This window comes from Shewanella sp. DC2-4 (genome assembly GCF_013248875.1).
GTDB classification, from domain to species: domain Bacteria; phylum Pseudomonadota; class Gammaproteobacteria; order Enterobacterales; family Shewanellaceae; genus Shewanella; species Shewanella oncorhynchi.
In genome coordinates, this window is sequence record NZ_JABRVR010000002.1 from 3019076 (window position 1) to 3039880 (window position 20805).

The 20805-nt window shown below is 45.6% G+C and carries 17 protein-coding genes; 4 read left to right on the top strand and 13 right to left on the bottom strand.

What is annotated here, in order from left to right; all coding sequences use genetic code 11:
- Positions 1–76 precede the first annotated feature (76 nt).
- The gene (gene nadB / locus HQQ92_RS13915; protein ID WP_028760827.1) at positions 77–1690 is read left to right on the top strand and encodes an L-aspartate oxidase; all 1614 of its coding nucleotides are present in this window, start codon (positions 77–79) and stop codon (positions 1688–1690) included.
- Between the two features lie 34 nt (positions 1691–1724).
- Here the strand turns inward: nadB and HQQ92_RS13920 are convergent, their stop codons facing one another.
- The 10 genes from HQQ92_RS13920 to rppH form a co-directional block, all read right to left on the bottom strand.
- Positions 1725–2165: a protein YgfX gene (locus tag HQQ92_RS13920; protein ID WP_173246127.1), complete on the bottom strand. Its 441-nt coding sequence runs from the start codon at positions 2163–2165 to the stop codon at positions 1725–1727.
- A complete protein-coding gene (locus HQQ92_RS13925) occupies positions 2146–2394 on the bottom strand; it encodes a succinate dehydrogenase assembly factor 2 (protein ID WP_173246130.1) in 249 nt (82 codons plus the stop codon). Before HQQ92_RS13925 ends, HQQ92_RS13920 begins: the two co-directional genes overlap by 20 nt.
- 85 nt (positions 2395–2479) lie before the next feature.
- Positions 2480–3388, bottom strand: a complete 909-nt coding sequence (nhaR, locus tag HQQ92_RS13930) for a transcriptional activator NhaR (RefSeq protein WP_028760830.1) — start codon at positions 3386–3388, stop codon at positions 2480–2482.
- Between the two features lie 114 nt (positions 3389–3502).
- Positions 3503–3889 carry a hypothetical protein gene (locus HQQ92_RS13935; protein ID WP_028760831.1) on the bottom strand — a complete coding sequence of 129 codons (387 nt, stop codon included), beginning with the start codon at positions 3887–3889 and terminating at the stop codon, positions 3503–3505.
- Positions 3890–3891: 2 nt separating this feature from the next.
- Positions 3892–5061, bottom strand: a complete 1170-nt coding sequence (gene nhaA / locus HQQ92_RS13940) for a Na+/H+ antiporter NhaA (protein ID WP_028760832.1) — start codon at positions 5059–5061, stop codon at positions 3892–3894.
- A 117-nt stretch (positions 5062–5178) separates the two neighbouring features.
- Positions 5179–5973, bottom strand: coding sequence for a thymidylate synthase (thyA, locus tag HQQ92_RS13945; RefSeq protein ID WP_105249861.1), 795 nt, complete (start codon positions 5971–5973; stop codon positions 5179–5181).
- Positions 5970–6779 (bottom strand): prolipoprotein diacylglyceryl transferase, encoded by an 810-nt coding sequence (gene lgt, locus HQQ92_RS13950; RefSeq protein ID WP_173246133.1) that lies wholly within the window; start codon positions 6777–6779, stop codon positions 5970–5972. The genes thyA and lgt overlap by 4 nt, the downstream gene beginning before the upstream one ends.
- Before the next feature lie 42 nt (positions 6780–6821).
- Entirely contained in the window at positions 6822–7622 is an 801-nt protein-coding gene (locus HQQ92_RS13955; RefSeq protein WP_113940671.1) for a sulfite exporter TauE/SafE family protein, read from the bottom strand.
- 59 nt (positions 7623–7681) lie between these two features.
- Positions 7682–9916, bottom strand: coding sequence for a phosphoenolpyruvate--protein phosphotransferase (ptsP, locus tag HQQ92_RS13960; protein WP_105249864.1), 2235 nt, complete (start codon positions 9914–9916; stop codon positions 7682–7684).
- A 23-nt stretch (positions 9917–9939) separates the two neighbouring features.
- On the bottom strand, positions 9940–10464 hold the full coding sequence (gene rppH, locus HQQ92_RS13965; protein WP_006080762.1) for an RNA pyrophosphohydrolase: 525 nt from the start codon (positions 10462–10464) through the stop codon (positions 9940–9942).
- Between the two features lie 690 nt (positions 10465–11154).
- Here rppH and mutH point away from each other — a divergent pair.
- Together mutH and HQQ92_RS13975 are read left to right on the top strand one after the other, a co-directional pair.
- Entirely contained in the window at positions 11155–11826 is a 672-nt protein-coding gene (mutH, locus tag HQQ92_RS13970; RefSeq protein WP_131523041.1) for a DNA mismatch repair endonuclease MutH, read from the top strand.
- A gap of 122 nt (positions 11827–11948) precedes the next feature.
- Entirely contained in the window at positions 11949–13016 is a 1068-nt protein-coding gene (locus HQQ92_RS13975; protein WP_105249866.1) for an adenylate/guanylate cyclase domain-containing protein, read from the top strand.
- A 55-nt stretch (positions 13017–13071) separates the two neighbouring features.
- Here the strand turns inward: HQQ92_RS13975 and oxyR are convergent, their stop codons facing one another.
- The 3 genes from oxyR to HQQ92_RS13990 form a co-directional block, all read right to left on the bottom strand.
- Positions 13072–13983: a hydrogen peroxide-inducible genes transcriptional activator OxyR gene (oxyR, locus tag HQQ92_RS13980; RefSeq protein ID WP_028760839.1), complete on the bottom strand. Its 912-nt coding sequence runs from the start codon at positions 13981–13983 to the stop codon at positions 13072–13074.
- Between the two features lie 282 nt (positions 13984–14265).
- Positions 14266–14631 (bottom strand): Hpt domain-containing protein, encoded by a 366-nt coding sequence (locus tag HQQ92_RS13985; protein ID WP_028760840.1) that lies wholly within the window; start codon positions 14629–14631, stop codon positions 14266–14268.
- A 205-nt stretch (positions 14632–14836) separates the two neighbouring features.
- Positions 14837–15766 carry a TIGR01212 family radical SAM protein gene (locus HQQ92_RS13990; RefSeq protein WP_173246136.1) on the bottom strand — a complete coding sequence of 310 codons (930 nt, stop codon included), beginning with the start codon at positions 15764–15766 and terminating at the stop codon, positions 14837–14839.
- Positions 15767–16354: 588 nt separating this feature from the next.
- On the opposite strand from HQQ92_RS13990, the gene gltB reads away from it, so the two are divergent.
- The gene (gltB, locus tag HQQ92_RS13995; RefSeq protein WP_173246138.1) at positions 16355–20803 is read left to right on the top strand and encodes a glutamate synthase large subunit; all 4449 of its coding nucleotides are present in this window, start codon (positions 16355–16357) and stop codon (positions 20801–20803) included.
- The last annotated feature ends 2 nt before the right edge of the window (positions 20804–20805 follow it).

Below are 20805 nucleotides of genomic sequence, written 5' to 3' on the forward strand. Positions count from 1 at the left end.
GGTAAAAAGGAAAGTACCCATAATCGGTGAGTTGGTTTACCATAGTTGGCACTCTTCAGTCACATCATGATACCCGATGAAACAAGTAGTTGAACACCAATCTGACATATTAGTCATAGGTAGCGGTGCCGCAGGTCTGACACTAGCTTTGCATCTTGCTGAAAAAGCAAAAGTAATTCTGCTTTCAAAAGGCCCACTCTCGGAAGGGTCGACTTACTACGCCCAAGGCGGTATCGCCTCCGTCTTCGACGAAAGTGACACTATCGAATCCCATGTTGCAGACACCTTAATCGCAGGGGCGGGTTTATGTGACAAAGACGTTGTCACTTTCACGGCTGAAAATGCCAAGAGTGCGATGCAATGGCTTATCGAATGTGGCGTTGCCTTCGATAAAGAAGAAACCACTGACGGTAATGCAAAAGACGCACCTTACCATTTAACCCGTGAAGGCGGCCATAGCCACAGACGTATTCTGCACGCTGCCGATGCCACAGGCAAAGAAGTGCAAACCACACTGCAAGAGCGCGCACTCGCCCACCCCAATATTCAAGTTTTAGAACGCTATAACGCCATCGACCTCATCACCACCCGTAAGTTAAATCGCCCAGGTAATCGTGTGTTAGGCGCTTATGTGTGGAATCGCAATGAAGAGCACGTCGAAACCGTTAAGGCCAAGTTTGTTGCGTTAGCAACAGGCGGTAGCTCTAAGGTTTATCAATATACCTCAAACCCCGATGTCGCTAGTGGTGATGGTATTGCCATGGCATGGCGTGCAGGTTGCCGCGTGGCGAATATGGAGTTCAACCAATTCCATCCGACGTGTTTGTACCACGCAGATGCGCGCAACTTCTTACTCACCGAAGCCCTGCGTGGTGAAGGGGCTTATCTGCGTCGTCCTGATGGCAGCCGCTTTATGCCGGACTTTGATGAACGCGCTGAACTCGCTCCCCGTGACATCGTTGCCCGCGCCATCGACTATGAGATGAAACGTCTCGGTGCCGACTGTGTGTATCTGGATATCAGCCATAAAGATGCTGACTTTGTGATGAAGCATTTTCCGACCATCTATAGCCGTTGCTTAGATCTAGGAATTGATATCACTAAGGATGCAATCCCTGTCGTGCCTGCTGCTCACTATACCTGCGGTGGAGTAATGACAGATATGCACGGTCAGACGGATCTCAATGGTCTCTATGCTATTGGTGAAGTCGCCTATACGGGCTTACATGGTGCCAATCGTCTGGCGAGTAACTCGTTACTCGAATGTTTAGTGTTTGCCCGTGCGGCATCACAGGACATAGAAAGCCAACTGCATAAAATTCAAATCCCGGGACAAATTCCAGCATGGGATGAAAGTAAAGTGTCGAACTCGGATGAGGAAGTGGTCATCGCCCATAACTGGCACGAACTGCGGTTATTCATGTGGGACTACGTTGGAATTGTACGCTCTGATAAACGTCTGGAGCGTGCACTGCGCCGCTGCCTGATGTTACAGCAAGAAATTCAGGAGTATTACAGTAACTTCAGGGTTAGCAATAACTTGCTCGAATTACGTAACTTAGTGCAAGTGGCCGAATTAATTATTCGCTGTGCCATGGAGCGTAAAGAAAGCCGTGGGCTGCATTTTAATATCGATCATCCAGAGAAATTAGACGCGCCTCGCCCGACTATTTTACTACCAGAAAAGTAACCGCATACGCATAGGTGACTTCATCATAAACAGACTAAATCTCAGAATGAGGTTTAGTCTGTTGTATTTTAGCCCGCAGCAACAGCCGACATAAATGTCGATAGTCAGTATCGTCTAACATATCTGCCCAAACCAGCAAGAGCCGTAGCTGAGTATCCACTTCGATATAAATCAAGCAAACAAAGGGCGTGACCCAAGTGCGTTTTAGTACCTGAAAGTGCGACCCCGTTGACAAACGCCCCTCGCCTTTATCACTCAGCACAAAATCTAAACGCCAATGCTGCAGTCGCCACAACTGCGACAGCAAAAAAATACTAACAAGTACGATAAACAAATATTTAAGCAGAGATAAGGCGATAATGTCGCTTTGGGGCCAAAGCAGAAATGAGCTAGAACAGACACCAATAAAAACGACCAACGAGAGTCGTTGGTCGAAAGAGGCTTTTACACTGAAACTATGGTGCCGGTCTTCCACGGACTTTCACTATCATACGAGCCAGTTCAATATCAGGGCACACTTCATGGCCCATAAACCAAGCAAACAATTCTGGATCTTCACATTCCAACAAACGGATAAACACGGTTTTATCTTCATCGGACATTTCTTGATAGAAGTTTTCAACAAAAGGTTGAAGCAAGACGTCTAATTCCAGCATCCCACGGCGACATGCCCAGCGAACCCTTGCGATGTTCATTAATTCCAAGGTATTTCTCCCAACACAGATTTGGCATTAGTCTATCAGTTCACTGACTAAAGTGTCGATTAACCCTTCATATTGACTCACAAAATTAGCATTGTTGTACTTGCGTATCGAGCCCCTCAAAGAGATCGCTAAAATCTGTATCCAATAATCGCTTTACCGCAGGATGTTGGATCATACGTTCGGCAAACATCACATGGTATTCCTCTTTCACATCGGTGGTTTCACCGAGCAAATTCATACCATGGGAAATCACTTCTTGGCGATAAATCGACGGAGTGACAAAAATACCTCGTTTAAGGTAACCAAAGGCTTTCATCATGGCCGCATCATCGAACTCGCCCAAAATACTGACTTTAAGATTTTGCTCGTCAAACCAGCGATATAGCTGTTGTCCGAGTGAAGTTCTACGGCCGGGGATTAATAGCTGGCCTTGTTCTAAACAGGCAGGAAAATCAGCGCTATAAGTCTCAGCGGAGAAAAAACTCACGCCACACTCGCCTAATTTTTTAGATAAAATTTCAGGGTATTTCAGTGACTCACCGGCACAATCCGAAAGGATCATATCCAGTTTATGCTCACGTAAACGTGCCATTAGGCTCTCGTGAGTCGCCTCATAGCAGGCTAAGTGCATAGAATTGTCATTAGGCACTACGGATAATAACACTCGGCTGACTAAAGCTTTAGATAAGGCATCGGCAATACCCACCTCGAATAACATGGCATCCGCTTTTTGATAGTTAAGTAAATCGAGCATTTCATAGCTAAGGCTAAACATCTTATCGGCGTAGCGAAAAACCAATTCACCTAATTCTGTCGCCTCCAATGTCCGCCCGACTCGCTTGAACAGACTGCCGTTTAACCTATCTTCTAAGGCACGAATTTGCCCCGTTATCGTTTGCGGCGTCAAACATAGGGCTTCGGCCGCCTTCGCGACTGAGCCCTTTTTCTTAATCATCCAAAAATAATACAAGTGGTTATAATTCAAGTGCAGCATGCTAACCCGCTGTTAATGCTCCCTCAAACGCCAAGGCGCTGAGGGGTTACTGTGTTATTTTAAACTCGATAGTTTAAAATCAAATGATTAAAAACCTGATGATTCCCAGTCAAGTTACTTTAAACGCTGGCAGTCGAGTAAGTTAGTAACTATGCCTTGTAACTGCTCCAAATCGGCAGCATTCCCCAGACTTACCGCTTCAGTGACTCCTGAAACTAAAACGTTACGTTCAGGAATACGTTCGGCGCAATAGGTTCGATTCGCTTCTTGGAAACGTTTACCACCGCGATACTTAAGTGCCCTCGATTCATAACCATTAGTTTCTAATCTCGCCCCTAAGGAATCAGATTTAAACATCAAAGCGCCATCCACTATTCCTTCAAGATAGCTTTGGCAAGTCTGCGAGTTTGCATCCTGATTACAGGCCGAAATTTGCGATGCCGTCGCGGTTGTCGATAAACATAAGAGCGTTACGATTCCCATTAATTTCAACTTTATCATAGTCATACTCCTTTATTAGGTAACACTTTTGATAACCAGAAATACCCGACTAACGCTGCCATAATCGAACCGATTAAAGTTCCTAGGCGTGCTAAGTCACCGTACATAGGGTCTGCATGTTCAAAGGCTAACGACGCAATAAACATAGACATAGTAAAACCAATACCGCACATGGCCGCGACGGGGGCAATCTGCTTCCAACCTACGCCATCGGGCAATTGCGCTAATTTTAGTTTCACCGCAATAAAGCTAAATAACATTACACCGATTGGCTTACCTAACATCAGGCCCAATGCAATACCAACAGGTACAGGAGAAATTAACGTCTCCAAATTCATATTGCCGACATAAACGCCCGCATTGGCAAAAGCAAACACTGGCAAAATGAGGAAAGTACTCCAAGGATGCAAACTATGCTCTAAGCCTTCTGAGGGTGAACTGCCGTCCTTTGCCCGCAATGGAATACAAAAAGCAATGATGACGCCAGCCAGAGTCGCATGCACTCCAGACTTAAGTACGGCAACCCAAAGGATTAACCCTAAGATGCCATAGGGTAAAAGTGAGGTAACCCCTTTGCGGTTTAACCCAACCAAGCCCGCAATCGCTAAACTGGCAATCACTAAACTGATGGTTGATAAGTCAGTACTGTAAAACAGCGCGATAATCACTATGACGCCTAAGTCATCAATAATAGCTAAAGCAAGTAAGAAGACTTTCAGTGAAACAGGAACGCGGCTTCCGAGCAGTGCCATAATACCTAAGGCAAAGGCAATATCAGTCGCGGCAGGAATCGCCCAGCCCGCCTGTGTGACAGGATCACCATAGTTAAACAGTAAGTACACACCAGCAGGGACTAACATGCCGCCAATGGCAGCAAAGGTAGGCAGGGAAGCTTGAGCGACACTAGATAAGGCGCCTTCAAGTAACTCACGTTTCACTTCTAAACCAATCAGCAAAAAGAATATGGCCATCAAGCCATCATTTATCCACAGGATGAGTGGCTTGTGTATATTGAGCTCGCCAATTTTGACTTGAACGTCAGTGCCTAAAAAGCCTTGATAAAGTCCAGATAAGGGGGAATTGGCCATCAGCATGGCTAAGGCAACAGCAACCAATAACAGGATACCGCCAGCCGACTCTTGGCTCAGAAAATTTCTAATTGCTTTTTCCATCTTGCACTCCTAAAAATCATAATGAATTGAGTGTAGACGAATTGTAATAACAAATATAATCGTAAGTTTCTCCCTAACACCTCGGTTATCCCGAAGTGTTAGGCTAAAAAACATACATCACACAGCAACAGGGGCTTTGATATGAGGGTGTGGAGCGTAGTTTGTTAATTCAAAATCATCGAATTGATAGTCAAAAATCGACTCAGGTCTGCGTACAATAGTCATGGTCGGCAGCGGTTTTGGATCACGACTTAACTGCAGTGCCGTCTGTTCCATATGATTAGAATATAAATGGGTATCGCCACCCGTCCACACAAAATCACCTAAGGCCAAGTCACATTGCTGGGCGACCATCATAGTTAACAAAGCATAACTGGCAATATTAAATGGCAAACCAAGAAACACATCACAACTACGCTGATACAGCTGACAAGATAATTTGCCATCGGCTACATAGAACTGAAAAAATGCGTGGCACGGTGCCAAAGCCATTTTATCCAGTTCGCCCACGTTCCACGCAGAAACGATAAGACGGCGAGAATCTGGCTGAGATTTTATCTGGGCGATAACTTGCGAAATCTGATCGATAGCATCACCACTCTGGGTTGGCCAACTGCGCCACTGGGCACCATAAACTGGGCCCAAATCGCCATTATCATCGGCCCATTCATCCCAAATGCTGACCTTGTTTTCGCGTAAATAGGCAACGTTAGTTTCCCCCTTCAGAAACCACAGCAATTCATGGATGATAGAGCGCATATGGCATTTTTTGGTACTCACCAAAGGAAAACCTTTGCTCAAATCGAAGCGCATTTGATAGCCAAATACCGAGCGAGTCCCAGTACCTGTGCGATCCGATTTATCCACGCCTTCGGCTAATATGTGCTTCATTAAGTCTAAATACTGTTTCATTGCTGCTTACCTTGCTTACGAAAAATCAAGTACAAACCGATTAACACCATAGGCACAGAGAGTATCTGCCCCATAGTCATAAATCCCCAGTAAAGTCCCAACTGTGTGTCGGGTTGCCTCACAGTTTCAACCATAATACGGAACATACCGTAACCGACTAAGAACATACCAGAGACTGCACCGACTTTATCGGTACGTTTGCTAAACCAGTAAAGTAATAGGAATAATGCTACGCCTTCAAGGGCGAACTGATACAACTGGGATGGATGACGTGGGTCAGGCCCACCAGTTGGAAACACCATAGCCCAAGGCAGATCAGTGGTTCGTCCCCAAAGCTCGCCGTTGATAAAGTTACCAATACGACCAGCGCCTAAACCAATAGGCACAACAGGTGCCACCATATCGGCGACAGCAAAAAAAGTACGTTTTTGTTTCCACGCGATATAGAGCATCGCCGTAATCACGCCCATCAAACCGCCGTGGAAGGACATGCCACCTTCAGAGATTTTAAATAAATAGAGGGGACTGGCGAGGAAATAATCGAAATGATAAAAAAGCACGTAACCGATACGGCCACCTAAAATCACCCCAAGAAAACCATAAAAGAGTAAATCTGAGACTTGCTCCCGCGCCCATATCCCCTTTGAACGGTCGGCTTGGCGGTTCAACAACCACATGGACGCAACAAATCCGACTAAATAGGTAAAACCATACCAACGCAGTGCCGGTTCAAAGGTTTGTCCAAAAAGATTAAACGGTCCAAATGAAACGATCACGGGATCGATATTGGGGAAACTCAACGCCATAACACATCCATTAGCAGCCTCAAACTGAGATAAACATAAAAACTAGGTCAGAATTAACTTAAGGCCGACACATAGAAGTAACAATGCAAATATCTTTTTAAGTACAGGTGTTGGCCAAGTGCTCGCCGCTTTTACCCCCACAGGCGCCATCAAGACAGAAGTGATCACTAAACCAAACAATGCAGGTAAATAGATATAGCCTAAGGTACCATAGGGCAACTCAGGGGCATTCATACCTGCAATAATATAGCCGAAACTGCCAGAAAGAGAGATTAAGAAGCCCATCGCCGCAGAAAAGCCCACGGCTTGACGCATCTGTAAACCATAAAAAGTCAAAAATGGCACTATCAGTATACCGCCACCTATCCCGGTCAAACCTGCCAAAACCGCAACAAAAGCCGATACAACAAAAAGCACTACTGAATTAGGTAATTGACGATTTGATTCGGCCTTAACGGGATAAGCCATTTGAATTGTCATTAAAATCACAAAGATGGCAAAACCTTGTTGTAACTTATCAGCGGGAATACGCTCAGCAATAAAACCTGAAGCCAGCGCGCCTATAATCAGGCCCGGTAACATTGATTTGAATAAATTCCAAGGCACATTGCCACGCTTATGGTGGGCACGTGCCGACGAAATAGAGGTGAGAATAATGGCTGCTAGCGAAGTGGCAATTGCAATATGGGGGAGCTGAGTAGAGCTAATACCGACCGATGGCAAAATATAAAGCAGTGCAGGCACCACAATCAAGCCGCCACCGATACCTAATAATCCTGCCATAAAGCCGACAAATGCGCCTAAAGCCAAGCAAATAAAGAACACCAACAACAAACTATCCACACGAGTACCTACAGCGTGATAAATTGAGGGCCTTAGCTTAAAGCAAAACACAGCATTAGTTAATTAAGAATTGTTGCAAGACCCTGCTGGGTCAAATATTCTTTAACCAGCTCACGCACTTGGAAGCCGTTTGATAGGCTCAGCGCTTTAGCAAGTAATTGATCTAAATCGGCCCGCGCAACACGACGCAATAGATAATTGATCCGCGCTAAACTGCCCTGATTCATACTCAACTGATCGTATCCCATAGCCACCAGCAAAATGGCCCCCATAGGTTCGCCCGCTAACTCTCCACAGATACTAATATCGAGTTTATGGTATCGACAATCGAGGTGCGCCTGATGCAAAGCCCGCAATATTCCAGGATGATAACTGTCAAATAACGAGCTCACCCGCGGGTTATTACGGTCAACAGCCAGTAAATATTGGGTTAAATCATTACTACCAACAGAGACAAAATCCACTCGTTTTGCCACATCATCCAACTGATATAGCATGGCGGGCACTTCGAGCATAATGCCTATTCGTGGCATCACTATGTCGCTGTTAACATCGTTTTTTAATTCGACATAGGCTTGTTGCAAATATTCTAAGGATTGATCGATTTCATCTAAGTTGCTGACCATAGGCAGCAAAATACTTAACTGTTTACCGTCTCCCCCAGCCTGTAGCATGGCCCGTAACTGCACCAAAAACAGCTCAGGATGATCCAGAGACAAGCGAATACCGCGCCATCCAAGGAAAGGATTGTCTTCTTTAATCGGGAAATACGGTAAAGGTTTATCGCCTCCCACATCTAAAGTACGCATCACCACAGGTCGACCGGACGCTGCCGATAAGACCTGTTGATAGACTTTGACTTGCTCAGATTCACTCGGGAAGCGCTGTTGCAACATAAAAGGAATTTCAGTGCGATAAAGCCCAATACCGTCGGCGCCCTCTGCAATTTCAGAGGCCACACCACTGAGTAATCCCGCATTGAGATACAAGCGAATACGTGAACCATCTAAGGTTACAGAAGGCAGCGCTAATTCTTGGGCATACTGGCGTTGCAAGGCTTTTTGTGCCGAAATAAGGCTACGATACTCACCGACAATAGCGGGTGATGGCGACACCAATAACTGACCACGGCTTGCGTTTACGACTAGAAGTTTTTGGTCAATATTGGCAGATAACAGTTGCTCGACACCTGTGATTGCAGGCACACCTAAGGCGCGGGCTAAAATGGCGGCATGGGAGTTTACGCCACCAAGCTCCGTGACAATACCCGCAAGCTTTTGCCTTGGGAACTCAGCCAACATAGTCGCATCGGCTTCACGGGTAATGAGGATTACAGGTTTATCGGGCTCAAGCTCTAGACGTTCTGGCTCAATAAGTTGGCGCAATACTTTTTGACCTAAGTCGCGAATATCGCTAGCCCGCTCCTTAAGGTAAGGGTCTTCCATTGCTAAAAACTGTTGAATATAACGTAGAGACACTCGGCTCACCGCCGACTCAGCAGCCCAGCCTAATTGCACTTCACGGGTATATTCGCCGCCTAAACTAGCATCATCGAGCAGTAACTGTAATGCATTGAAAATGGAGACAACTTCGTCATCTTGCTCACGATCAAACCGTTGAGATAAGGCACCTATCGCTTCTTTACAACGCACCATAGCCGTGGTTAAGCGACTCGATTCATAGGCAATATCGTCAGAACGCACCTCAGGCTGTTCAAGGGGGATTTCCCCACCAAGTACGAAGGCATACGCAATGGCGATACCGTTTGATGCTGAAGTACCTTGAAACAGAATTTGTTGATGATGGGAGCTGACTTGTGCTTTTTGTTTTAACCCACGCACTGCCATCGCTAATTGGGCGGCGAGGGTCATCAGGAAGGCTTCTTCGCCCTCACTGAATTGACGAGCACTCGCCTGCTGTACCACTATCACCCCAACCACAGCCTTCTGGTAGATAATAGGTACAGCTAAAAAAGCGCGGTATTCTTCTTCGGCGACTTCAGGAAAAAGCTTAAACCTTGGATGAAGCCGAGCATCCGCTAAATTAACGGCCTCTTCTCGCTGGGCAGCGAGTCCAACTAAACCTTCAGTCAGCGGCATACGTACTCGACCAACGGCGCTTTTTTCAAGACCATCGGTTGCAGATAACACGAGTTCTTGCTCTTCTAGGATATAGATGGAGCAACATTGGGTTTCCATCGCCGCTTTAGTCGATGAAACTAAGATTTCTAATGCGGTTTCCAAACTGTGGGCAGATGCCACAGCCTGAGTAATATCCCTAAGCGTATTTAACACTGTTTTCAATCCTCTTTTGAAAATCAGCCCGTTGTTTTTTGTCTTCCCCGTTTCCTAGGTATTTCTAGGGTTTGGAATGACAATGCCGTTACCGCAAACTCTTTCATCACCTTACGATAAACATCACGCTTAAATGACACGACTTGCCGCACAGGATACCAATAACTTACCCAGCGCCAATCGTCAAATTCAGGATGCCCAGAAGAACTCAAATTAATCGCACTATCTTGGCTTTTCAGTTGTAACAGAAACCACTTTTGTTTTTGCCCGATACACACAGGTTTACTGTCTTGTCTGACTAAACGCTTTGGCAAACGATAGCGCAACCAAGAACGGGTCGAGGTTAATATATGCACGTGTTCAGGTCTTAGGCCCACTTCTTCATACAACTCACGGTACATCGCCTCTTCTGCTGTCTCGCCATCATCGACGCCACCTTGAGGAAATTGCCATGAGTGTTGACCGAAACGTCTAGCCCACATGACTTGGCCATATCTGTTACAAATTATAATGCCCACATTTGCGCGAAAGCCGTCGCTATCAATCACATGGACTCCAAATCACATTAAATTTTAATAAACTGATTGTTTCATAAAGCTAGTCTCTCAGCAAACCTCTATTTTATCCTAAGCTTTGGATAACATCTGACTTAAAAGACATTTATCAACAATGCTAGGGGATGGAATCCGGGGATATCCACATTTTCTGTGGATATCTCTGTTTGAAACTCAGGTGAACTTGTTATAACGTTCAAAAAACATCTATTTACCATCGTTTTTAAAATTTAGCGTTAAAACTTAATAGCAAACAAATTCATAAACTTGCACATTAATCATGATTTATTTTAGACTAAAAAACCAATAAAGCTCATTATTTGACCAGCAAGAAGTATTTCTATCATTCTCGCGATATTACTCAACTTTATACACAAATAGTGTCCACAACTGTCCACAAAAGCCAGAATAAATGCACTTTATTCGCATTGACTTAGGATTTTTATTAGGTTAAGAGGCTCACTTTCCTGAGTTATCCATAATATCTGTGGATAAGTATGTGGGGAACGCAAGGGAAAGCAGAGAGTAACTTTGAACACTTTTTTGCAAAACGGGGGTTAACACGGATATAAAATTTAAAATCAGTTACTTAGAATAAAAACATTCGGTACAAGTTCACTCCCCCTGTAGTGCTCGTTTTTTAACCGCCATTGCTAAGCGGTTATTTTTAAGTAAAATCCAACCATGAATCGAATTATCCCCCCCGAAAATCTATCTGAACTACTCGAACGTGCCAACATGATGGCGGGCGTGAGTTTGGCGCAGATAGCAAGCCAAAGAAGCATTCGTGTCCCCAAGGATCTTAAACGCGATAAAGGTTGGGTCGGTCAATTAATCGAAATGGAATTAGGCGCAACGGCGGGTTCTAAACCTGAGCAAGATTTTCTGCATTTAGGGGTCGAGCTTAAAACTATCCCCATTGATACACAGGGGCGACCACTGGAGACCACTTATGTCTGCGTGGCGCCGCTATCGAATATCCAAGGATTAACCTGGCAAAACAGCTTAGTCTGCCATAAGTTACAGCGAGTACTTTGGGTACCCGTTGAAGGAGAGAGGCATATTCCTGTGGGTGAGCGCCGTATAGGTACACCAATATTGTGGGAACCAGATCCGCACGAGTTGCAATTACTGCAACAGGATTGGGAAGAGATCATGGAGCTTATCGCCCTCGGAAAAGTAGAGAGGCTTACAGCGCGTCACGGCGAAGTGCTGCAATTGCGACCTAAGGCCGCGAATAGTAAGGCGTTAACACAAAGCATTGCCGAAGATGGTAGCCTCAAAATGACTAACCCTAGGGGTTTTTATTTAAAGACCAGTTTCACTGCTATGATACTTAATAAGGTATTTGGTTAATTTTTAGTAACGATATGGACTTGGATTGATCCAGATCACAAATTTCACTGGCACTAAGGTGACTCTTTTCTATAAACTACGGCATCCTGAAATCACAGCCGTATTCGGATACCAATCAAGCAGTGAGAGCACGTAGACAAGCGAAAAAACTCCTTTTTGCGATTTTAGCTTGGGCGATTGCCATGGCTGCATTCGTGTTTTTTCGATATGCCCAATCACCAGAGCTGCCCCAATGGGCGGTAAGTTCGGCTGATCTCGCAACACTTGCTATCTACATGGGGATTATTTTCGGCAGCTTACATTGGATGTCGAACGTCATTGCCGATTTCAGTGCAATCAATCGCCTCCCCTATGTGTTTTCAGTCATCTTTAAGGGCTTGTTTTTATTACTGGGTGCTACGACGTTAGCTTACATGACTCAGTTTTTAAATATGTGGGCCATCGAAAATCACATGTCGACCCTCAGACAAATGCTGACGGCGCACATTCTCTATAGTCCTTCATTCCAAGCATTGATCGTATATTTGGTCGTTGTACGAGTCAGCTTAGCTTTTGTCGAGCAAATGGCATTATTAGTCGGGCCGCGTATTTTACTCAACATAGGCCTTGGTAAATACCACAAGCCAAGATACGAGCAGCGCTTATTCCTCTATTTAGACATGGTCGCCTCAACCACACATGCCGAATCACTTGGCGATTACCGCTTTAGTCGATTGATCCAAGACAGCTTTAGTTTACTTTCAGATACAGTGTCCAATAACGAAGCTGAAATCTACCGCTATATGGGAGATGCAGTGCTGCTTCACTGGCCATTAGAAGAAGGGATAGTTCACGACCGCTGCATGAATATTTATTTTGAATTTAGCCAACAACTGAACTGGCAACGCCGCTACTTTGAAGAGCATTATGGCTTTGTGCCGAAATTTAAAGCGGCGGCCCATTGTGGCCAAGTCGTCGCTGCAGTTGTTGGTGTACAGAAACAAGAAATTAGTTTCTTTAGTGACGTGCTCAATACCTTAGCAAGACTGCAAGATCAATGTAATCCACTAGGACAGCGCATGTTGATTTCAGGCGCACTCGCAGGACGTTTAGATAACCCCAACACTCAGTATCACCTATCAAATCTAGGCCCAGTCAAACTCAAAGGGAAACAACACTCAATTGAAGTGTTTGGCGTTTCCCCGCTCTGATTTGTAATCGACTTTAAGCTTTAGCTTGAATTAATGCTTTGCAGTTACAGTCAGTTTATTCCTCGTCCTTAGCTAATAATTTTTGGATCATTAAACCTAAAGTGCGGAAAGTTAAGATCCGACTGGTGGTTTGACGCCAGACAAGGCCGATATCACGGTAAGGTGCCTCACCCGGTGGCGTCATCACCACTAAATCTGTGTCATTCAAAATACCCGCGTCAATGGCCATTTGCGGAAGAAACGTGGTGCCCAGTTTACTGTTCACCATCTGCACTAAAGTATGCAAACTGGTGGCGGCAAACGGATTGACTTTCGCACTATCACCTAGCTGACATGCAGTAATAGCATGGCCTGTGATGCAATGCTCACTTTGCAGAAGAAAAATACTCTCGTCCGGCAGAGTTTGATAATCAATAGGTTGATGTATGCCACCCGCTAAATCTTTGTGGGCCACCATTTTGAAAGGATCTATGCCCACTTTCATGCTGTGGTAACCGCTAGTATCAACGGGTAGCGCTAGGATTAATAAGTCCAGCTCTCCTTTCCCCAAAGCATCTAACAAACGCTCAGTGGTATCTTCCTTCAATAATAAACTCATCGCCGGATAAGATTGCTGACACTGGCGGATCACACGACTCAATAGGAAAGGCGCTATGGTTGGAATACAGCCTAAGCGAATATCCCCCGTCATCGGCTCACCTTGATTTTTCACTAATTCCACCAAATCATCCACATCAGTGAGAATTTTACGGGCGCGCTGCACCACTTCTTCACCAATGGCGGTAAACATAAATGACTTATGGTCTCGCTCAATCAACTGATGCCCTAACTGCTCTTCTAGGTTTTGGATCCCACTTGAAAGTGTTGATTGACTGACGAAACACACCTTAGCGGCGCGGTTAAAATTCTGCTCTTGATGGAGATTCACCAAATAGAATAAGTTTTTTAAGCTAGGTAAACTTTTCATTTTCTCGATTGCCATGAAGGTTATGAATTAAGAAATTAAATCTACTTTAGCATAAGTGATGAGCAATAACGCGGCATAAGATATCAGGATTGTGACCCGAATCGATATTCAATCGGTTCGCCGTAAAACTTAAGTGGGAGTAACAAAATAAGATGGGAAAAGCGCTAACAAGAAAATGTCGAAAACAATAAACTTAATCGTAAAACCAATGCAAGATTCACTCAATTGAGCGCAACAATAGACATTATCGCTGCGCCTTAACTTACCTTAGCAAGTAATATTTTATGCTTTGGCTTGGAGGAATAACTTTAACTGTTGTAAATCTGCACTCGCGTGTTCAACGATGTCAGCAACCCAAGAGCCATGTTCAGCATCCCATCTTGCTTCTTCGCCATGCTGTAATAACTGGGCGATCTGCTGAATACGTTTTAACCCCACAGAACCTGCAGCACCTTTAAATTTATGTGCTTCTGAACATAAGGTATCTTTGTCTGCTGCGTCGTTAGCTTTCACTAGATTTCCAACATATTCAGGCATTAACTGCTCAAATAACACCACACTCTTGAGTAAGGTACCGGCACCAATGGCGCTGCAGTACTGTTCGAGAGTATTGAGATCTAGGATTGCTTCTAATTCAACTGTGGCCATAAGGCCTCCCTTAAGTGGTTCAATGCTTAAAACGAATTTATCACATGATACCCACTAAAATTGTCAGTGCAACTTATAGCGATATTCATGGTCTAATTCAGATTAAAATTAACAAAAAAACAAACTAATAGTCGTAAATAAACGCTTACGAAATAATAGCGACGACATAACATTTAGGGAGTAAATTTATCCCACTAACTTGCCTCTATCGTTGCGCTAATGCGTGCCCTTGTCCACCATAATGCTGCAAATTATCCACAATCGCCACCAATCCATCCCAACGATAGGCACACCAATCGGGTGCTAATAGCATAGGCTTTTTCGCATAAGCGGTGACACGGTGAAAAATCACGTCTAGGGGGGTATGGCGGATCATCTCGCCGACACTGTGGGCATAATCCTCAAGACTCAATAAAGGTAAGCGCCCACTTCGCCACGACTTAGCCATAGTGCTACCTTCGACGATATGCAAAGGATGTAGCTTCAAGCCATCAACGCCATGCTGCAATACAGCAGCTAAAGTCGCCATATAATCGCTATGGGTTTCATCGGGTAAACCAAGAATGAGATGAGTGCACACCTTAAGACCGCGAGCTCTCGCCCTAGACACAGTGTCACAATAACAGGCGAAATCATGGCCACGGTTAATTCTACGCAGTGTTTCATCTTTGGCTGTTTGCAACCCGAGTTCTAACCACACATCGACACCATTTGCCTGATAACGCGCCAGTAAATCCAGTACATTATTCGGCACACAATCGGGGCGAGTTCCAACACATAAACCGACTATCTCGCCATCTTTAACCGCTTCATCGTACTTAGCCATTAACACTTGATATTCATCATAAGTGCTAGTGTAAGCTTGAAAATAAGCAATAAATTTATCGGCTTGTGCCTGAGGCTTCGCCTCACGATAGCGGCTCTTACCCTGTTCGAGTTGCTCAGTAATACTCAATAGTTCGGCGGTTTGATGGCTAAATGACGCCACATTACAGAAAGTACAACCTCCGCGCCCTAAAGTGCCGTCACGGTTAGGGCAAGTAAACTTGGCATCTATAGTGAGTTTTCGCAGTCGGGTGCCATATCGCGCCTTACAAACGGCACCAAAGGTGTTCACATATGCATCAAGCCCCATCAGAGCACCCACCAAATTTCATATCGCTTCATTGAGAATAACCAAGATAAAATCACAAATAGAAAAGAAAATACGTGAACAAATAGAAGAAAAAGCTTAGTGTAAATAAGGTAGCGAGAGTTTTCTTGGCGCTACATCAAATTCCCGCCTGACTCATACCGTTATTATCATAAATGTGCGCATCCTCAAATTAGCCAGCTTACCGCTGAGATCTTGCTCACATCAAAAATGAATAACAATTCAACAATTTTAATTTTTTATCTATTTACTGTGTTTGCAATAAAAATCACTATTTCTAAATCAAAAACAATCCCATCAGCATGTTACACCTTGGTAAATATTGAGTTTGATAGTTTTTAAAATTCTTTTTATTCATAATGTTATACGGCACATTTTACTGTTGACGTTAACGTAAGGCAATTGTGATTTGTGTATGAAACATGAATTAATACCCATGTTTTATGCAAATTTTTGGTTTGACCTTTATTGAATCTCAGGCTAATTTGGGTGGTTCGGGTGCATATCTATAGAAAGTCTTTACATTTTCTCCCCGAGTAGTAATCAGTTGAGGTCTAGGGAGGTTTTTGTATGAGCTTATATCATCCCAGTTTTGAGCGGGACAATTGTGGTTTTGGGTTGATAGCACAGATGGATGGCGAAGCCAGCCACCGTATAGTGCGCACGGCAATCCATGGTCTAGATCGCATGAAGCACCGAGGGGGCATTGCCTCCGACGGTCGCACTGGCGACGGCTGTGGTTTATTAATGCAATTACCCGTGCAATTTTTTGAAGCGATTGCCGCGGAAAATGATTGGCATTTGAGCAGAAAATTTGCCGTAGGTATGCTGTTTTTAAGTCGAGATGATGAACTGGCTGACCAAGCCAAGTTTATTCTTGAGCGCGAACTCGAGCGTGAAACCTTAAGTATTGCAGGCTGGCGCAAGGTGCCTGTCAATCCCGATGTGTTAGGTGAAATTGGCAAGGCTAGCCTGCCACAAATCTATCAAGTGCTGATCAACGCCCCCATTGGCTGGCGTGAAAAAGACTTGGAACGTCGCCTTTATATGGCGCGTCGCCGCCTAGAGCAGCAGATCATCGACGACAAAGACTTCTATGTCGCGAGTTTGTCAGGCCAAGTTATCGTCTATAAAGGTCTGATGATGCCTGTAGACTTGCCCGCGTTTTATCCCGATCTCGCGGACATTCGCTTAAAAAGCTCTATCTGCCTATTCCATCAGCGTTTCTCAACAAATACTTCTCCTAAATGGCCATTAGCTCAGCCGTTTAGATATTTAGCCCATAACGGCGAAATCAATACGATTACGGGTAACCGTCAATGGGCCCGCGCCCGTGCCTATAAGTTTAATTCGCCGCTACTGCCAGATTTGCAGCAGGCCGCTCCCTTTGTGAATGAAACAGGCTCAGACTCTTCATCTTTAGATAACATGCTGGAAATGCTGTTATCTGGTGGCATGGACTTATACCGTGCCATGCGTCTATTGATCCCGCCTGCTTGGCAAAGTAATCCAGAAATGGATGACGAATTAAAAGCCTTCTACGACTTTAACTCTATGCACATGGAGCCTTGGGATGGTCCGGCTGGTATTGTGATGACCAACGGTCGCCATGCCGCCTGCGCCGTAGACCGTAACGGTCTGCGTCCATCGCGTTATGTGATCACAAAAGATCGTATTTTGACCTTAGCTTCCGAAGTCGGAATTTGGGATTACGCCGCCGATGAAGTGATTGAAAAAGGCCGTGTTGGGCCTGGCGAATTGCTGGTATTAGATACCTTGAACGGCCGCCTGTACCAATCTTTTGAAATTGATAACGATCTTAAACGCCGCCACCCTTACAAAGAGTGGATGGCGAAAAACAGCCGTACTTTAACGCCAGCGGAAGATTTAGCCTCAGAGCAGCACGGTGCCAGCGAGTTAAGCCCTGAACTATTGCTGCAATACCAAAAACAATTTGGCTATACCCGTGAGGAATTAGAACAAGTCATTTGGGTATTGGCGAAGCAAGGTGAAGAAGCCACAGGCTCCATGGGCGACGACACACCTATGGCGGTATTGTCGAAAAAGTCACGTTCACTGTATGACTATTTTAGGCAGAAATTTGCTCAAGTAACGAATCCACCTATCGACCCCTTACGTGAAAAGCACGTCATGTCGTTGACCACTTGTATTGGCCGTGAACAGAACCTCTTCAATGAAACGACTGGGCATGCTTACCGGGTAATGTTCAATTCACCTATTTTATTATTCAGTGATTTTAACCAGTTACTGGGATTAGATAGCACTTACTATCGCGCCAATATTGTCGATTTAAATTACGAACCACAGGAAGGCTTAGAAAGTGCCATTCGCCGTATCACAGCCGAAGCCGAGCGTTTAGCCCGCAGCGGCACGACTTTGTTGATCCTTTCGGATAGAGCCATAGGTAAAACGGCGCAAGTGATCCCCGCGGCCATGGCGGTCGGTTCTGTGCAACAAATGCTGGTGAATAAGAGCCTGCGCTGCGACACCAACATTATTGTTGAAACCGCATCGGCGCGAGATCCGCATCACTTTGCTGTATTGCTTGGCTTTGGTGCCACGGCGATTTATCCGTATTTAGTGTATGAGTCAATTTCCGAACTGGCAAAACGCCATGACTTAACCGATACCACGGCATTGATGTTGAACTTCCGCTACGGCATCGAAAAAGGCTTGCGTAAGATCATGTCCAAAATGGGCATCAGCACTGTCGGCTCCTATCGTTGCAGCCAACAATTTGAAGCCATAGGCATTGCCAGCGAAGTGATCGAACTGTGTTTTAAAGGCGTAATTAGTCGCATCGAGGGTGCAGGCTTTGCAGACATCGCCCAAGACCAAGCTATTCTGCACAAAGCGGCCTACCGTGCCCATGTGCCATTACCGCAAGGTGGCCTGCTGAAATACGTTGAGGGCGGCGAGTATCACTGCTTCAACCCTGATGTGGTCAACACCTTGCAAGCGTCATTGATTGACAAAGACTTCGCGAGCTATAAAAAATTCGCCGAACTCGTCGACAATCGTCCCGTGGCCACACTGCGTGACTTAATCGGTATTAAGGGCGCGCAAACATCGATTGATGTCGCCGATGTAGAAGCGGCATCAAATCTATATTCACGTTTTGACAGCGCCGCCATGAGTATCGGCGCCTTGAGCCCTGAAGCCCATGAAGCACTGGCTATCGCGATGAACCGCTTAGGTGGCCGCTCGAACTCAGGTGAAGGTGGTGAGGATGCACGCCGCTTTAATACTGAACGCAACTCAGCAATTAAACAGATTGCCTCGGCACGCTTTGGCGTCACGGCGCATTATCTAGTTAATGCCGATGTGTTGCAGATTAAAGTCGCCCAAGGGGCAAAACCCGGTGAAGGTGGTCAGTTACCCGGCCATAAAGTGAGTGTTGAAATCGCCGGACTGCGTCATGCACGTCCTGGTGTGACCTTGATTTCACCGCCGCCGCACCACGATATTTACTCTATCGAAGATTTAGCCCAGCTGATTTTCGACTTGAAGCAAATCAATACTAAAGCGCTGATTTCAGTGAAACTTGTGTCAGAACCCGGTGTGGGCACTATCGCCACCGGCGTGGCCAAAGCCTATGCGGACATGATCACGATTTCAGGGTATGACGGCGGCACAGGTGCTAGCCCAATTACCTCAGTGAAATATGCGGGCAGTCCATGGGAGCTAGGGTTAGCCGAAGTGCATCAATCGCTAGTGGAAAATGGTCTACGTCATAAAATTCGCCTGCAGGTCGATGGCGGCTTAAAAACCGGTACCGATGTGATTAAAGCCGCGTTATTAGGCGCCGAAAGCTTTGGTTTTGGTACTGTGCCTATGATCGCCCTAGGTTGTAAATACCTGCGTATTTGCCACTTGAACAACTGTGCGACTGGCGTAGCAACGCAAGATAAAAACCTGCGTGACAACCATTACCATGGTCTGCCAGAGCGAGTGATGACTTACTTTGAGTTTGTTGCACAGGAAGTACGTGAATGGATGGCGACCTTAGGGGTGAGCAAGTTTGAAGACTTAGTCGGTCGCAGTGAATGGTTATATGCCCTCGAAGGCCAAACCGCGAAGCAACAAGGCTTAGATCTGTCACCGATTTTGTATCAACCCAAGGTGCCTGCAACCTCGTCACGCACTTGGCAAGAAACCAATCCACCGGCCGATTTAGGGCTGCTTAACCAGCATTTATTAAACGAATGCCAAAGCGCTGTCGATAAGTGCGAGAGTTTCGATGCCGCTTACAGCATCAACAACACAGACCGTTCCGTTGGCGCGACGTTGTCAGGCTATATCGCAAGCACACTCGGCGTCAAAGGCACCAAAGCACCGGTCAAACTGAGCTTTAACGGCAGTGCCGGCCAAAGCTTTGGCGTGTGGAACAGTCCTGGCCTTGAGTTAAAACTCTGCGGCGATGCCAACGACTATGTGGGTAAAGGCATGTCTGGCGGCCAAATCGTCATCTACCCGCCAATTGGCAGCCCGTTCCAAAGTGAGCGTAGCGCCATTGTCGGTAACACGTGTCTTTACGGCGCGACGGGCGGCAAGTTCTTCGCCGCAGGTCAAGCAGGCGAGCGTTTTGCAGTCCGTAACTCTGGGGCGATTGCTGTGGTTGAAGGGCTTGGCGATAACGGCTGCGAATACATGACCAGCGGCATTGTGGTTGTCCTTGGCAAAACAGGGGTGAACTTCGGCGCTGGGATGACAGGCGGTTTTGCCTATGTGTTCGATCAATTCGGCCGCTTCAATCGCCGTGTGAATACTGAGCTTGTCGATACTCAAAAACTCGAATCACCTATTCATCAACAACATTTAAAAGGTCTGATTGAAGCCCACGTGGCCGAAACGGGCAGCGAACATGCCAAGATGATCTTAAGTGATTTTGGTAACTGGTTAGATTGCTTCGTATTAGTAAAACCTAAAAATATTGCCGTGGCCGATCTGCTCAAATTAGAGAAATCGAGCCCAGAATTAGTTGTAAAAGCGGGGTAATG

What these genes read in the sequence shown, in the direction of transcription:
- nadB (WP_028760827.1), top strand. Translation starts at nt 77, where the DNA reads ATGAAACAAGTAGTTGAACACCAATCTGACATATTAGTCATAGGTAGC.
- nhaR (WP_028760830.1), bottom strand. Translation starts at nt 3,388, where the DNA reads ATGCTGCACTTGAATTATAACCACTTGTATTATTTTTGGATGATTAAG.
- HQQ92_RS13935 (WP_028760831.1), bottom strand. Translation starts at nt 3,889, where the DNA reads ATGATAAAGTTGAAATTAATGGGAATCGTAACGCTCTTATGTTTATCG.
- nhaA (WP_028760832.1), bottom strand. Translation starts at nt 5,061, where the DNA reads ATGGAAAAAGCAATTAGAAATTTTCTGAGCCAAGAGTCGGCTGGCGGT.
- thyA (WP_105249861.1), bottom strand. Translation starts at nt 5,973, where the DNA reads ATGAAACAGTATTTAGACTTAATGAAGCACATATTAGCCGAAGGCGTG.
- lgt (WP_173246133.1), bottom strand. Translation starts at nt 6,779, where the DNA reads ATGGCGTTGAGTTTCCCCAATATCGATCCCGTGATCGTTTCATTTGGA.
- mutH (WP_131523041.1), top strand. Translation starts at nt 11,155, where the DNA reads ATGAATCGAATTATCCCCCCCGAAAATCTATCTGAACTACTCGAACGT.
- oxyR (WP_028760839.1), bottom strand. Translation starts at nt 13,983, where the DNA reads ATGAAAAGTTTACCTAGCTTAAAAAACTTATTCTATTTGGTGAATCTC.
- HQQ92_RS13985 (WP_028760840.1), bottom strand. Translation starts at nt 14,631, where the DNA reads ATGGCCACAGTTGAATTAGAAGCAATCCTAGATCTCAATACTCTCGAA.
- HQQ92_RS13990 (WP_173246136.1), bottom strand. Translation starts at nt 15,766, where the DNA reads ATGGGGCTTGATGCATATGTGAACACCTTTGGTGCCGTTTGTAAGGCG.
- gltB (WP_173246138.1), top strand. Translation starts at nt 16,355, where the DNA reads ATGAGCTTATATCATCCCAGTTTTGAGCGGGACAATTGTGGTTTTGGG.